Origin of the sequence: Roseisolibacter sp. H3M3-2, assembly GCF_029211165.1 — a bacterium.
Classification (GTDB): Bacteria; Gemmatimonadota; Gemmatimonadetes; order Gemmatimonadales; family Gemmatimonadaceae; genus Roseisolibacter.
The window spans coordinates 1-13,897 of sequence record NZ_JARGEK010000008.1 but is presented as its reverse complement, the minus strand read 5'-3'; the positions used below and the strand labels follow the sequence as shown (position 1 = coordinate 13,897).

General features: G+C 77.0%; 15 protein-coding genes. 10 read left to right on the top strand and 5 right to left on the bottom strand.

Translation table 11 applies throughout. The features are described from left to right. Nucleotides 1-7: 7 nt before the first annotated feature. Nucleotides 8-1,708 carry a GMC family oxidoreductase gene (locus tag PYV61_RS01660; protein ID WP_275827630.1) on the bottom strand — a complete coding sequence of 567 codons (1,701 nt, stop codon included), beginning with the start codon at nucleotides 1,706-1,708 and terminating at the stop codon, nucleotides 8-10. Next, on the bottom strand, nucleotides 1,705-2,649 hold the full coding sequence (locus tag PYV61_RS01655; protein ID WP_275827628.1) for a sugar phosphate isomerase/epimerase: 945 nt from the start codon (nucleotides 2,647-2,649) through the stop codon (nucleotides 1,705-1,707). The genes PYV61_RS01660 and PYV61_RS01655 overlap by 4 nt, the downstream gene beginning before the upstream one ends. Before the next feature lie 88 nt (nucleotides 2,650-2,737). Here PYV61_RS01655 and PYV61_RS01650 point away from each other — a divergent pair, with 88 nt between their 5' ends. From PYV61_RS01650 to PYV61_RS01640, 3 genes are read left to right on the top strand one after another with little or no spacing between them, the layout of a single operon-like run. After that, complete coding sequence (locus tag PYV61_RS01650) at nucleotides 2,738-3,043, top strand: YciI-like protein (protein ID WP_275827627.1); 306 nt, start codon at nucleotides 2,738-2,740, stop codon at nucleotides 3,041-3,043. Between the two features lie 4 nt (nucleotides 3,044-3,047). Next, complete coding sequence (locus PYV61_RS01645; RefSeq protein WP_275827625.1) at nucleotides 3,048-3,563, top strand: DinB family protein; 516 nt, start codon at nucleotides 3,048-3,050, stop codon at nucleotides 3,561-3,563. Between the two features lie 35 nt (nucleotides 3,564-3,598). Further along, nucleotides 3,599-4,018 carry a response regulator gene (locus PYV61_RS01640; protein ID WP_275827623.1) on the top strand — a complete coding sequence of 140 codons (420 nt, stop codon included), beginning with the start codon at nucleotides 3,599-3,601 and terminating at the stop codon, nucleotides 4,016-4,018. 6 nt (nucleotides 4,019-4,024) lie between these two features. Here PYV61_RS01640 and PYV61_RS01635 read toward each other — a convergent pair whose 3' ends face one another. Continuing rightward, entirely contained in the window at nucleotides 4,025-4,501 is a 477-nt protein-coding gene (locus tag PYV61_RS01635; RefSeq protein WP_275827621.1) for a hypothetical protein, read from the bottom strand. Further along, a complete protein-coding gene (locus PYV61_RS01630; protein WP_275827618.1) occupies nucleotides 4,501-4,986 on the bottom strand; it encodes an SET domain-containing protein-lysine N-methyltransferase in 486 nt (161 codons plus the stop codon). The genes PYV61_RS01635 and PYV61_RS01630 overlap by 1 nt, the downstream gene beginning before the upstream one ends. A gap of 16 nt (nucleotides 4,987-5,002) precedes the next feature. On the opposite strand from PYV61_RS01630, the gene PYV61_RS01625 reads away from it, so the two are divergent. From PYV61_RS01625 to PYV61_RS01600, 6 genes are all read left to right on the top strand, one after another. Further along, nucleotides 5,003-5,491 (top strand): nuclear transport factor 2 family protein, encoded by a 489-nt coding sequence (locus tag PYV61_RS01625; protein WP_275827616.1) that lies wholly within the window; start codon nucleotides 5,003-5,005, stop codon nucleotides 5,489-5,491. Nucleotides 5,492-5,509: 18 nt separating this feature from the next. After that, nucleotides 5,510-7,018: an ATP-binding cassette domain-containing protein gene (locus PYV61_RS01620; protein WP_275827614.1), complete on the top strand. Its 1,509-nt coding sequence runs from the start codon at nucleotides 5,510-5,512 to the stop codon at nucleotides 7,016-7,018. Between the two features lie 63 nt (nucleotides 7,019-7,081). Then, entirely contained in the window at nucleotides 7,082-9,448 is a 2,367-nt protein-coding gene (locus tag PYV61_RS01615; RefSeq protein WP_275827612.1) for a hypothetical protein, read from the top strand. A gap of 54 nt (nucleotides 9,449-9,502) precedes the next feature. Then, entirely contained in the window at nucleotides 9,503-10,579 is a 1,077-nt protein-coding gene (locus tag PYV61_RS01610) for an ABC transporter permease (RefSeq protein WP_275827610.1), read from the top strand. Further along, nucleotides 10,576-11,499 (top strand): ABC transporter permease, encoded by a 924-nt coding sequence (locus tag PYV61_RS01605; protein ID WP_275827608.1) that lies wholly within the window; start codon nucleotides 10,576-10,578, stop codon nucleotides 11,497-11,499. The genes PYV61_RS01610 and PYV61_RS01605 overlap by 4 nt, the downstream gene beginning before the upstream one ends. Continuing rightward, the gene (locus PYV61_RS01600; RefSeq protein ID WP_275827606.1) at nucleotides 11,496-11,945 is read left to right on the top strand and encodes an ACT domain-containing protein; all 450 of its coding nucleotides are present in this window, start codon (nucleotides 11,496-11,498) and stop codon (nucleotides 11,943-11,945) included. Before PYV61_RS01605 ends, PYV61_RS01600 begins: the two co-directional genes overlap by 4 nt. 231 nt (nucleotides 11,946-12,176) lie before the next feature. Here the strand turns inward: PYV61_RS01600 and PYV61_RS01595 are convergent, their stop codons facing one another. Next, a complete protein-coding gene (locus tag PYV61_RS01595; RefSeq protein ID WP_275827604.1) occupies nucleotides 12,177-12,569 on the bottom strand; it encodes a VOC family protein in 393 nt (130 codons plus the stop codon). Between the two features lie 127 nt (nucleotides 12,570-12,696). On the opposite strand from PYV61_RS01595, the gene PYV61_RS01590 reads away from it, so the two are divergent. Further along, nucleotides 12,697-13,770: an ankyrin repeat domain-containing protein gene (locus tag PYV61_RS01590; protein WP_275827602.1), complete on the top strand. Its 1,074-nt coding sequence runs from the start codon at nucleotides 12,697-12,699 to the stop codon at nucleotides 13,768-13,770. Nucleotides 13,771-13,897 lie beyond the last annotated feature (127 nt).

The window sequence follows — 13,897 nt, the reverse complement described above, 5'->3', positions numbered from 1 at the left end:
GGACCCATCAGATCTCCCCCGCCTTCCGCTTCGCCATGATCCCGTCCGCCGTGCGCCACGCCAGCGCGAGGATCGTCCACGTCGGGTTCTTGTCGGCCTGCGACACGAACGGCGCGCCGTCGGCCACGAACAGGTTCTTGCAGTCGTGCGCCTGGCAGTCGCGGTTCAGCACCGACGACTTGGCGTCGGCGCCCATGCGCGTGCCGCCCAGCTCGTGGATGATGCGGCCGCCCGGCGCCAGCCCGTAGTCCTGCTCCTTGGTCGGCGCGTTGCCGTAGACCGTGCCGCCCATCTCGGCGATGAGCCGGCGGAAGGTCTCCTGCATGTGCTTCGACTGGTTGCGCTCGTGGTCGCTCCACTCCCAGTGGAAGCGCAGCACCGGGATCCCCCACCGGTCGACCACCGTCGGGTCGATCTCGGCGTACGACTTGTCGTTCGGGATCATCTCGCCGCGCCCCGAGAAGCCGATCGTCGAGCCGTAGAAGCGGCGGTAGTCGTCCTTCAGCTTCTTCCCGTAGCCGGCGACGTTCGGGTAGCGCTGGAAGCCGCCGCCGTAGCCGTACGACGGCTGCCCCAGCCCGCCCCACACCTCGATGTGGTAGCCGCGCGGGAAGTCGAGCTTCTTGTTGTCCAGCCACCACGGCATGTACACGTGCATCCCGCCCACGCCGTCCTCGTTGTGCGGGACGTGGTCGACCATCTGCGGGATGAACCCCGACACGTCGGTGCCGGTCGTGTCGGTGATGTAGCGCCCGACCGTGCCGCTCGCGTTGGCCAGCCCCTGCGGGAACAGCGACGACTTGGAGTTGAGCAGCAGCCGCGCGCTCTCCAGCGCGCTGGCCGCCAGCACCACCACCCGCGCCCGCACGTGCCGGTCCTCGCCGCTCGGCTTGTGCACGTACGCGACGCCGGTCGCGAGCCCGTCGCGCCCGACCGTCACCTCGCGCGCCATCGCCTCCGTGATCAGCGTCAGGCGCCCCGTCTGCAGCGCCGGCGCGATCAGCACGTCGGGGCTCGAGAAGTTCGCCTTCACCGAGCAGCCGCGGTTGCACTGCCCGCAGTAGTGGCACGCCTGCCGGCCCGGCAGCGGCTTGGTGATGATCGACAGCCGCGACGGGATGCACGTGATCCCCAGCTTGTCGCTCGTCTTCTTGACGAGCAGCTCGTAGCAGCGCGGCTTCGGCGCCGGGTGGAACTTCCCGTCCGGCTCGTTCGGCAGGTTCTCCTTCGAGCCGAACACGCCGATCAGGTCGTCGATCCGGTCGTAGTACGGGGCGACGTCCTCGTACCCGATGGGCCAGTCGTCGCCCAGCCCGTCGTGCGACTTCCCCTTGAAGTCGCGCGGGCCGAAGCGCAGCGAGATGCGCCCCCAGTGGTTGGTGCGCCCGCCGAGCATGCGCCCGCGCCACCAGTCGAAGCGCGTGCCGGGGGCGCGCGTGTACGGCTCCCCCTCGATCTCCCACCCGCCGTCGCACGCGTCGTGCTCGCCGAACGGGCGCGTCTTGGTCGCGCGCCCGCGCCGCTGCGTCTGGTACGCGGGGAGGATCATCGTCGAGTTCTTCGACGCGTACCACGCCGGCCCCGCCTCGAGCATCACCACGCGCGCGCCCGCCCTCGTGAGCGCGTACGCGGCCATCCCGCCGCCCGCGCCCGACCCGACGATGCAGACGTCGTAGACCTGCTGCTGCCCTTGCTGCCCCTGGCTCACGAGACGATCGACTGGAGGTGCGTGAAGCCCGCGCGCGCCGACGCGATCGCGTCGGTCGGGTTGTCGTGCTCGACGAAGACGTTCTGCAGCCCGACGCCGCGCCCCTGCCGGACGATGGTCGCCCAGTCGATCGTGCCCGCGCCGACGTCCACCATCTTCCGCTCCGGCGCCGCCGTCGCGTCCTTGGCGTGGATCTGCGTCACGCGCCCCGGCTCCGCGGTCATGATCGCCAGCGCGTCCTTGCCGGCCTTGGTCGCCCAGTACACGTCCAGCTCGTACTTCACGAGCTCCCTGTCGGCCTCGGCGCGCAGGATGTCCCACCCCGTCTGCGTCGACCCGGCGATCGGCGCGAACTCGAAGTCGTGGTTGTGGTACGCGAGCCCGATCTGCCGCGCCCGCGCGAGCTGCCCCCACCGCGACATCTCGCCCGCCACGCGCTTGTAGCCGTCGGCGGTGCGCTCCTTGTCGTCGAGCCACGGGATCACCACCCACTGGTGGCCGAGCGTCGCCGCCGCGTCGAGCACCCGCTCGGCCGACGCGCGCAGGTCGGCGATCGGGACGTGCGCCGACGGCGCCGCGAGCTGGTGCCGGTCGAGGATCGCGCGGAACTCCTGCGGCGTCTTCCCGTGGTGGGTGAACGGCTCGACGTTCCGGTAGCCGATCTGCTGCAGCTGCGCGAGCGTCCCCTCGAGGTCCTTCCCGAGCGCGTCGCGCAGCGTGTAGAGCTGCACCCCGAGGCGCATGGCGGCCGTGGACGCGGGGCCGGCGGCGGCGGGCGTCGCGGCCGGAGCGGCCGGCGCGGCGGTGTCGCCCGCGTCGAGGGCGGGGTCGCGCGGCGTGCACGCGGCCAGCGGCACCGCCAGCGGGGCGAGGAGCGGGAGGGCCAGCGCCTGGAGGAAGGCGCGCCGCGTGGGGGCCGCGAACGGGTCGTCGGTCGGCATGGGTCTCGGCGGTGAGGGTCCGGCGGCGCAATCGTACGGACCCACGCACGCCCTCGCCAGTGCGCCGCACCGTCGTCATGTTGCCGTCATGGCCCACTATCTCCTGATGTACGACACCGCCCCCGACTACCTCGCGCGCCGGGGCGACTTCCGCAGCGCGCACCTCGCCCTCGCCTGGGCGGCCGCCGAGCGCGGCGAGCTGGTGCTCGCCGGCGCCCTGGGCGATCCCCCCGAGGGCGCCGCGCTCCTCTTCCGGGGCGACTCCCCCGACGCCGCGCGCCGCTTCGCCGAGGCCGACCCGTACGTGCAGAACGGGCTGATCACGCGCTGGGCGGTGAAGAAGTGGACGACGGTCGCCGGCCCCGACGCGGCGACGCCGGTGCGCCCGGAGTGAGGGGGTGACGGCCCCCGAGCCCTGGCTGCGCGGCCCGGTCCCCGGCGTGCCGCCGCTGCTGCAGCCGGCGGCGCACGCGCTGCAGCAGGCGCGCGAGCTCGTCGCCCGCGCCGGCGCCGCGCTCGACGCGGCGGGGCTGTGGGCGAGCCCCGGCAACGGCGCCCCGTCGGTCGGCTGGCACGTGCTCCGCGCGGTGGGCGCGCTCGACCGGCTCCTCACGTACGCGCGCGGCGCCGCGCTCGACGACCGGCAGCGCGACACGCTGGCCGCCGAGGCGGGGCCGGAGCCGGTCGACGCGGCGACGCTGCTGGCGGGCTTCGAGGCGCGCGTCGCCGCCGCGCTGGCGCAGCTCGCGGCGACGCCGGAGTCGTCGCTGCTCGACCCGCGCGAGGTGGGGCGGGCGCGGCTGCCGTCGAACGTGCTCGGCCTCCTCTTCCACGCCGCCGAGCACACGCAGCGGCACGTGGGCGCGGTGGTGGCGACGGCGCGGGCGACGGGGGGCGCCGTGCCGCCCGGCTGACGTTTGCCTTCGCCGGGATCGCTCGTCCGTCTGACGTGATCGCCCGCCCCGACTTCTTCGCCGTCTCGTCCCCCCGCACCGTCCTCGTCGTCGACGACGTGGGCGAGGTGCTCCGCTGGCTGGCCCGCGTCTTCCGCCGCGGCGGGTGGCGCGTGCTGGCCGCCGACTCCGGCGACGCGGCGCTCGCGGCGTGGACGCGGGAGGAGGAAGAGGGGCGCGCGGTCGACCTGCTGGTGACCGACCTGGCGATGCCCGGCATGGACGGCCACGCGCTGGCCGACGCGCTCTGGCGCCAGGCCCCCACGCTGCCGGTGCTGGCGCTCACCGGGCGCGAGGACCGGCGCGACCGCTGGCGCCGCACGCTGCACCCGGGGAGCGCGGTGCTGCTGAAGCCCGTGCACCCCGACGTCCTGCGCGACGCGGCGGAGCGGCTGGTCGCGGGCGCCGGCGTCTAGCCCGGGCTAGCGGACGCGCAGCGCGCCGTCCGGCAGGAACGCGCGCACGACCGGATCGCGCGCCAGCGCCTCGCACAGCGCGCGGTGCGCGCCCGGCACGACGGCGGACACCACGGGCACGGTGCGCGCCTCGACCCGCACCGGGTCGTCGTGCACCAGCAGCACGAGCGTCGTCCCGTCGGCCGGCAGCACGAACTCCGCGCCGGCCACCCGGACGCGGCGCCGCGCGCGGCTGTGCAGCACCTCGTGCGGCCCGCCCTGGCCGACCGCGCCGTCCCACCCCGCCGGCAGGGGAGCGGACGACGCCGGCGCGCGCGGGGGACGCGACCAACCGGTCAGCAGACGCCGCAGCGCCTCCCGGAACGGCACCGGCGCCGGCGGGGGAAATCGATGCGCGACCGCTGCGGTCACCCGTCCCTCGTCGAGGAAGTACGCCACCGAGAAGTCGCGTCCGCCGAGGGCGCACGAGGCGTGCGTCGCCATCACCGCTTCTTCGCCAGCATCGTCCCCCGGCACGTCGCCGCCCCGCAGTGACACGGATACCGCCGCTTCGCGGCGGGCGTGTGCCGCTCCGGGAGCACGAACGCGTAGTCGTACGCCAGCTCCTCGCCGGGCGCCACGTCGCGGATCGTCTCGATCCAGATCCGCGCGTCCTCGACCACCGCGTCGCAGTTCGGGGCGCACGAGTGGTTGATGAACCGCGCGTCGTTCCCGTCGCGCGACGCGTCGACCACCACCTCCACCCAGTCGCCGTCGACCTCGTCCTCGATGGCGAACAGGAAGGTGTGGTGCCGCTCCCCCGCGACGTCCGGGTACTCGGCCTCCATCTGCGCGGGGGTCAGCCGCTTCCCGGCGTACTCGATCAGCCGCGTGCCGGCGGGGATGGGCCGCGTCGCGAAGGCGCCGAGCCCCTGGATGGGGCTCGTACGGATCTCGAACGGGAGGGTGGAGGCGGGGTCGGACGACATGCTGCATCTTACCCCCATGATCCTCCGATCCCTCGCCCTCCTCGCGGTGGCGGCCGCGCCGCTCGCCGCCCAGGCCCCCGCGGCGGCGTCCGCCGACGACCGCGCCGCCGTCCTCGGCGTGGTCAAGCAGCTCTTCGACGCCATGCGCGCCGGCGACAGCGCCGCGGTCCGCGCCGTCTTCCACCCGCGCGCGCAGCTCGGCTCCGCCCTGATCGGGCGCGACGGGGCGCCGCAGGTGCGCCTCGACTCGCTGGCCAACTTCATCAAGGCCGTCGGCACGCCGCACGCCGAGGTGTGGGACGAGCGCACGGACAACGAGACCGTCCACGTCGACGGGCCGCTCGCCGTCGCCTGGACGCCGTACGCCTTCTACGCCGGCAAGACGTTCAGCCACTGCGGCGTGAACTCCTTCCAGCTCGCCCGCACGGCCGAGGGGTGGCGCATCGTCTCGCTGGTCGACACGCGCCAGCGCACCGGCTGCCCGCAGCAGGCCGCCCCGAAGTGACCCGCGGGTGAGCGGCACGTGAGGCTCCAGCTCGACGGCGTCGTCAAGCGCTTCGGCCCGGTCCGCGCGCTCGACGGCGCGTCGCTCGACGTGCGCGGCGGGTCGCTGCACGCGGTCCTGGGGGAGAACGGCGCCGGCAAGACGACGCTCATGCGCGTCGCCTTCGGCCTCCTCCAGCCCGACGCCGGCACGGTGCGCCTCGACGGCACGCCGCGCCGCCTCGCCTCCCCCGCCGACGCGATCGCCGCCGGCGTCGGCATGGTGCACCAGCACTTCACGATCGTCCCGGCGATGACGGTCGCCGAGAACGTCGCGCTGGGCGGGCGCGGGCGCTACGACGCGCGCGCCGCCGCCGAGGTCGTGCGCCGCGTCGGCGCGCAGACCGGGCTCGCCCTCGACCCCGCCGCCCGCGCCGCCGACCTTCCGGTCGCCGCCCAGCAGCGCCTCGAGATCGTGAAGGCCCTCGCCCGCGACGCCCGCCTGCTCATCCTCGACGAGCCGGCCGCCGTCCTCACCCCCGCCGAGGCGCGCGAGCTCCTGACCTGGCTGCGCCGCTTCGTCGACGGGGGGGCCACGGCGGTCCTCATCACGCACAAGCTGCGGGACGCGCTCGCCTTCGCCGACGACGTGACGGTCCTCCGGCGCGGGCGCACGGTGGCGACGTCGCCCGCCGCCGCGACCGACGAGGCCGCACTCACGGCGCATCTGCTCGGGGAGGCGGGAGTCGATACGGCGGCAGTCGATACGGCGGGAGTCGCCACGGCGGGAGTCGGAAGAGCGCACTACGCCGTCGCGACTCCCGCTCCGTCGACTCCCGCCGTCACGACTCCCGCCGTCAGCGCCCGCGGGCTCTCGTATGTCGACGCGCGCGGTGTGACCCGCCTGCGCGACGCGACCTTCGAGGTCCGAACCGGGGAGCTGCTCGGAGTGGTCGGCGTCGAGGGGAGCGGCCAGCACGAGCTCCTCCGGCTCCTCGCCGGCCGGCTCGTCCCGAGCGGCGGGGCGCTCGACCTGCCGGCGCGCGTCGCCTGGATCCCCGAGGACCGGCACCGCGACGCGCTCCTGCTCGACGGCACCCTGGTCGAGAACCTGGCGCTCCGCGGGGCGGGGGCGCACCGCGGCCTCCTGCCGTGGCCGCGCCTCGCCCGCCGCGCCCGCGCCCTGGTCGACCGCTTCGACGTGCGGGCCGGCGCGACGGGGGTGCGCCTGCCGGCGCGCGCGCTCTCCGGGGGCAACCAGCAGAAGTTCGTGGTCGCCCGCGAGCTGGCCGGCGACGCCGACGCCGCTCCCCCGGAGCTGGTGGTCGCCGAGAACCCGACGCGGGGGCTGGACGTGCGCGCGACGGCGGCGGTGCTCGCCCGGCTGCGGGAGGCGCGCGCCGCGGGGGCGGCGGTCGTCTTCTACTCGTCCGACCTCGACGAGGTGCTGGCCCTGGCCGACCGCGTCCTCGTGGTGTACGACGGACGGGTGCGCCCCACCCCCGCCGAGCGGGACGCGGTCGGCCGCGCGATGCTCGGCGCCGCCTGAGCCGTCGCCGGACGTCGACGCCGGGGGAGGGCGCGCACGTACCGTGCAGGCCCCACCGGCTCCATGTCGCGACCCGCCTTCCGCCCCCGCCTCCTGACCGCCGCTCTCGCTGCCGCCGTGCTGGCGGCGGGGTGCAGCGACCGTGTCGGCGTATCGGGGACCGATGCGGCGTGGATCCGGCAGGCCGACCGCGCGGTCGACTCGCTCCACGCGCTCGCGGTCGGCGACGAGTCGGCGCGCTCCGTCAGCGGCCGCCCCACCCCGGCGCGCCTCGACACGGCCGGCGCCCACGCCCTCCTGTACCTGGAGCGCGCCCGGCTCGGGCTCGGGTCGCCGTTCCAGCTGGCGGAGCGCGCCGCCTCCGACCCGCAGCTCGCCGGGCTCGGTCGCACCATCGCCTGGGCGCTCCTCGGGCGGGCCGCCCGCGGCGAGGTCTACCAGATCGACGCCCCGTCGCTCGGCGACGCGACCGACCCGTGGCTCCCCGGCGCGCAGACGGACGGCGCCGCCCACCGCGCCCTCATCGACTCGACCGTCGCCCGCGCACCGTCCGCGCGCACCGGCGAGCTGACGATCCGGCTCGCCTACACCCTGGCCCGCGCCGAGCGGCTGGTCCCGGCCACGGTCGCCGACGCCGCCACCCCGGCCGCCGCCCTCGCCCGCGACCGGCGTCTCGCTCGCGAGGACGCGGCCCGACTGCTGGCCGCCCGCGCCGCCGACCCGGCCCCGCCCGAGGCGGACGCGCTCGCCCTGCTCGTCCGCTGGCGCCGCGAGCGCCGCGTCGCCGCCGAGCGTCCGCTGCTGGCCGACGACCTGCGCCCCGACCAGGCGGCCGCGCCCCGCGCCGGCGAGCGGCTGCTGGTGCAGCTGCGCGCCGGCGCCGCGCGGACGGAGCTGGCGACGGTCCCGGATTCCGCGCACTCGGGCGACAGCTCGGCGACTGCATCGGCGCGTTCGATCCGTGTGCCGGGGTGTGCGGCCGTCGACGGCTGGCTTCCCTGCCGCGCCGCGTCCATGCTGGCGGCGACGCTCGCCGATCGCCCCCTCCGCCCCGACCCCTACGTCACGATCACGCTGGGCGGCTACCGTTCGGACCTGCCAGCATCACCGCAGTCGGACGACAGCTCGGCGACCGAGAGCGAGTCGCTCGTGATCCGCCGCCTCGCCGCGCGCGCCCGCACGGCCGACGCCCTGGCCGCCGAATGGGTCCGCCTGCGCGCCACCGTCGCCGCCGACGCCCCGGTGCGCCGGCGGCTCGGACGGCTGGTCCACGGGGTCGCGGTCGCGGCCCGCCCCTTCGCCCAGGCCCCGGTCGTCGCCCCCTCCCCCGGCACCGCGACCCTCGGGGTCGCCGAGACCGCCGACCGCATCCGGCTCGGCGCCGGCATCTCGCGCATCGCCTTCGACCGCGGCCTCGCCCCGGCGTGGCGGGTCCCTGCCCTCCTCGACCTCGAGTCCGCCCTCGCCGACCTCCGGCTCGCCCTCCCCGGGCTCGGCTTCGACGGGCTCGGCGTGCGCATCGGCGCGTCGCCGAAGGGCGACCTCGCCCTCGCCCTCCATGACCCGGCCGACCGCACCATCTACCTCCCTCCGGCCTCCGGCGCCGGGACCGTCGCCCACGAGCTCGCCCACGATCTCGACTGGCAGACGGCCCGCACCCAGCTCGGCCTCCGCGGCACCTACGCCACCGACCGCGCCGCCCGGCTCGGCGCCGAACCGCTGGCCACCGCCGTCCGCGCCCTCGCCGACACCCGCAACCCGCGCAGCGGCCGCGGCCGCGCCACCGCCGACCGCCCGGCCGAACTGTTCGCGCGAGGGGTGGACTGGTACGTCGCCGCGATGCTGGCGCGCGAGGGGCGCATGAATGGCGTGCTGACGTCCGTGCAGGACCTCGACCTGCCGGGGTTCGCGGGCGCCACCGCCCCCATCCCGGGCACCGGCGCCGGCGAGGCGATCGTCGATGCGCTCGGCCGCGTGACCCCGCTCCCCCCCGTGGGGGTGCAGTGGTTCCGGGCGCGCTTCGGCCCGACCGCCCCGCTCCCGGCGACCGCCATCGCCCGCCTCGCCCTCGACGCCCCGTCCCCCTGGTCGGCGGAGCGCGTCTACCTCCGGCTCGGCCTCCCCGCCGGGCTGACCAGCGACGAGCCCCCGACCGGGGCGTCCGCCGAGTCGTGTCCGCTCGCCCCGTGGCAGCGACGCCTCCTCTGGGTCGCCGCCGACGCGCGGGCTCGCGGGATGGTCCGCAGCCAGGCCAGCCGCGCCGCCATCGTCGGGCCGACGCTCTGGCGCTCCCGCACCGCGCTCGGCTTCCCCTGGCGGGAGGAGCTCGCCGAGGAGCCGCGCCAGCGCTTCCGCGACGCCGTGCTCCGCGGCTCGCTCCGCGCGCTCCGGCAGCACACCCCGTTCGCCGACCCCGTCGCCTGCCGCTGACCGACGCCCGCGCGGGGCGCGGAAACCCGCGGCGGCGGTGGTAGCTTGAGCGCCGTGACGCTCCGCCCGCTCGCCGTCGGCCTCGCCACCGCCCTCCTCGCGGTCGGCGCGCTCGTCCTGCTCCTCGCCCTCACCGGCCATGACCCCGCCGCCGCCCTCGGCGCCCTCTGGGCCGGGGCGGCCGGGTCGCGCTACGCCCTCCTCTCGGCGACCCTCGTCCGGGCCGTCCCGCTGATCCTCGCCGGCCTCGCCGTCGCCGTCGCCTTCCGCGCCGGGATCCTGAACGTGGGCGCCGAGGGGCAGCTGCTGGCCGGCGGGGGGGCGGCGACCGCCGTCGGGCTCGCGCTCGGGGCGGCCCCCGCGATCGTCGCCCTTCCCGCCGCGCTCCTGGCGGGCGTCGCGGCGGGCGCCGCCTGGGCCGGGATCGCGGCCGTCCTGCGCCGCCGCTTCGGCGTGCTCGAGGTCATCAGCACCATCATGCTGAACTTCGTCGCGCTCCACGCCGCCGGGTGGCTGGTGCGCGGGCCTCTCCAGGAGCCGCAGCGCATCTATCCCCAGTCCCCGTCGCTCGGCGCGGCCGCCCAGCTCCCGGTGATCGTCCCCGGCTCGCGCCTTCACCTCGGCTTCGCGCTGGCCGTGGCGGCGGGGGTCGCGCTCTGGGCCTTCCTCCGCTTCACCGCCGCCGGCTTCCGGCTGCGCGCCACCGGGCTCAACCCGTTCGCCGCCGCCAGCGCGGGGCGGATCGACGTCGCCGCCGTCACCACCGCCGCCTTCCTCGCCAGCGGCGCCCTCGCCGGGCTGGCCGGCGCCGTCGAGGTCACCGGCGTCACCTACGCGCTCTACGAGAACCTCTCCCCCGGCTACGGCTACACCGCCATCGCCGTCGCCCTGCTGGCCCGCCTCCACCCGCTCGGCGTCGTCGCGTCGGGGATCCTGTTCGGCGCGCTCGAGGCGGGGGCCGGCGCGATGCAGCGCGACGCCGGCGTCCCGGCCGTCGTCGTCACCGTCGTCGAGGCGCTGCTCATCCTCCTCGTCCTCGCCGCCGACCGGCTGGGGGAGCGGCTGCGCGAGCGCGCCCCCGCCCCCGCCGCCGCGGTGCCGGCCGTCGAGCGGGCGGAGGCCGCCGCGTGACCGAGGCGCTCGCCGCCTTCCTGGAGGCGACCGTCCGCACCGCGACCCCGCTCGCCCTCGCCGCGCTCGGCGAGTCGGTGACCGAGCGCGCGGGCGTCATCAACATCGGCCTCGAGGGCGCGATCATGGCCGGCGCCTTCGGCGCGCTGGTCGGCGCCGGGGTGGCCGGGGGCGCCGCCGGCGCGGGGCTCGGCTTCGTCGTCGGCGCGCTCGCGGGGCTGGCCGCGTCGGCGCTGTTCGCCCTGTTCGCCGTCGGGCTGCGCGCCGACCAGATCATCACCGGCACCGCGGTCACCCTGGCCTCGCTCGGCCTCACCGGCACGCTGTACCGCTCGATCTACGGCGAGACCGGCGCGTCACTCGCCACGCCCACCACCGCGCCGCTCGCCGTCCCGGGGCTGTCGGCGCTCCCCGTGGTCGGGCGCGCGCTGTTCGCGCAGCCGCCGGCGACCTACGCGCTCTACCTGCTCGTCCCCGCGCTCGCCTGGTGGACGTTCCGCACGCACGCCGGCCTCGCCCTGCGCGCCGTCGGCGAGCGCCCCGACGCCGCGGCCGCCGCCGGCATCCGCCCGCGCCGCGTGCAGCTCGCCGCCACCCTCTTCGGCGGCGCGCTCGGCGGGCTCGCCGGCGCGACGCTCGTCCTCGCGCAGGCCGGCACCTTCGCGGAGGGGATGTCGGCCGGGCGCGGCTTCATCGCCATCGCGGTGGTCGTGCTCGGGCGCTGGCACCCGGTCGGCGTCGCGGCGGCCGCGCTCCTCTTCGGCGCCGCGAGCGCGCTGCAGTACCTCTTCCAGGCGATGGGGTGGCGGCTGCCGTACCAGCTCTTCCTCGCGCTCCCCTACCTGCTGACGCTCGTCGTGCTGGCGAGCGTGTCGGCGCGCGCCGCGGCGCCGGCGGCGCTCGGGAAGCGCGACGCGTGAGCGCGACCGGCGAGACGGACCTGGCGACGCTCCTGGCGACGCTGCGGCCGGCGCTGCTCGACGGGGAGTTCGTCTTCGTGTCGCTGCCGGCGGAGGCGGCGGCGGCGCACCTCGCGGCGGCGTTCGCGATGGTGCGCGAGGAGGAGGGCGTGTCGCTCGTGCTGCGGGCCGCGTACGCGCGGGCGTGCGGGGTGTGGCGCGGCGGGGCGACGTTCCGGTGCGTGACGTGTCGCGTGCACTCGTCGCTGGAGGCCGTCGGGATGACGGCGGCGATGGCGGCGGCGCTCGCGGCGCGCGGGATCCCGGCGAACGTGATCGCGGGGGCGTTGCACGATCACCTCTTCGTGCCGGCCGGGCGCGCGGACGATGCCGTTGCGGTGCTGTCGGCGCTCGGAGATCCGCGCGCGCGGGGTGGGACGATGGGGGGCGCTCCGGCGGCGGGATGATCGCTGGCGCGATCATAGCGCCGCCTTCGACCCCCCATCGTCCCACCCCCTCTGACCCCTCACCGTCACATCCCACAAGCCAAACAGGTCTGGGTTGTTTGGGTTTGTGGGTGGGTTGAAGACTGGAGGTGGCGGGAGGGAGGCGTGGGGGTCGGAGGCGGCGCTATGATGGCGCAGCCATCATCCCGCCGCCGGAGCGCCCCCACGCCTCCCTCCCGCGGCGCAACGATCTCACCCGACGGGAATCTCCGACATCAGCCCCAGCAGATTTTCGTCAGGATCCCGCAGGAAGCACATCCACACCTCGCGATCCGGCAGCCGCGCGATCAGGTGCGGCTCGTCCACGAACACGACCCCGCGCCCGCGCAGCCCGTCGTACGCCGCCCGGATGTCCGGCACGGCGAAGTACAGCACCGAGTTCTTCCCCGCCTCCCCCCCGCCGTCCGGCGCCGACAGCATCAGCCGCACCCCGCCGCAGTCGAAGAACGCCAGCGCGGGCGGCGCCTCGAACAGGAACGGCAGCCCCAGCGCGTCGCGGTAGAACCGCACCGCGCCCGGCAGGTCCCGCACCGTCATCGCGACCTGCCCGATCCGTCCCAGCCGCACGCCGTCGTCCGCCGTCATCGCGCCTCCGCGTCGGTGTCGGGGCGATGCTAACGCCGGCGGCGCCGCGCCGCGAGGACGCCGTCCGGCCGCTGGTGCCGCGCCCCCGCCGGCCGGATATTCGGGGTCCCAGCCGAGGGAGGCCGCCGTGCCCGAGCCCGTGTCGGAGGTCCAGCCGCTGTTCGACGCCGTGCGCGCCGGCGACGCCGCGCGCGTGGCCGCGATGCTCGACGAGGACCCCGCGCGGCTGCACGCGCGCCTCCCGCCCTACGCGTGGACGCCGCTGCACGCGGCCGCGCACGCGGGGCAGGACGCCGTCGTCGCGCTGCTGCTGGCGCGCGGCCTCGACCCGAACGCGAAGGAGGCCGGCGACGACACGACCGCGCTCCACTGGGCCGCCGCCGCGGGGCGCGCGGACGTGGTGCGCCGCCTGCTCGCCGCCGGCGCCGACCCGGTCGGCCGCGGCGACGACCACGCGCTCGAGGTCATCGGCTGGGCGACGTGCTGGGACGGCTGCGACGACGACGCGCACCGCGAGGTCGTGCGGCTGCTGCGCGCGGCGGGGGCGCGGCACCACGTCTTCTCCGCCGTCGCGACGGACGACGCGGACGAGGTGCGCCGCATCGTCGCCGGGGACCCGTCGCAGCTCGCGCGCCCGATGAGCCGCCACGAGGGGGGGCAGCTCCCGCTGCACTTCGCGGTGCGCATGCGCCGCCCGCGCATGGCCGCGCTGCTGCTGGCGCTGGGCGCCGACCCGCTGGCCGGCGACGCCGAGGGGATGCCGCCGTCGGCGTACGCCACCGACCCCGACACCGACCGCGCCGTGCTGGCGGCGGCGCGCGGGCGCGTCGCGGCGACGCTGCTGGTCGCGCTGGCGCTGCGCGCGGGGGACGCGGCGGCGCGCGCGTACCCGGGCGCGGGCGTCGTCGACGCGGGCGCGCTGCACCTCATGGCGAAGCGGGGCGACGCCGAGGCGGTGCGCGAGCTGCTCGCCCGCGGCGCCGACCCGGGCGCGCGGTGGGCGCACTGGGGCGCGGTCGTGACGCCGCTGCACCTCGCGGCGTTCCTCGGGCACGTCGAGGTCGCGCGGCTGCTGCTCGCCGCCGGCGCCGACCCGTCGGTGCGCGACACCGAGCACGACGCCGACCCGCTCGGGTGGGCCGAGCACTGCGGGCGGCACGAGGTGGCGGCGCTGCTGCGCGCGCACGCCGCGTCGTCGTAGGGCCGGAGCGCTTCCGGGTTCGTCGGATGGCGGGGGCTCCGCGCGCGCACCCGGCCGCGCGTGGCGGGCGACCCGAGCGCGGAGCGCCGAGCGCGGCGTCATCCTCGGCGCTCGGCGCCCGGCGCTC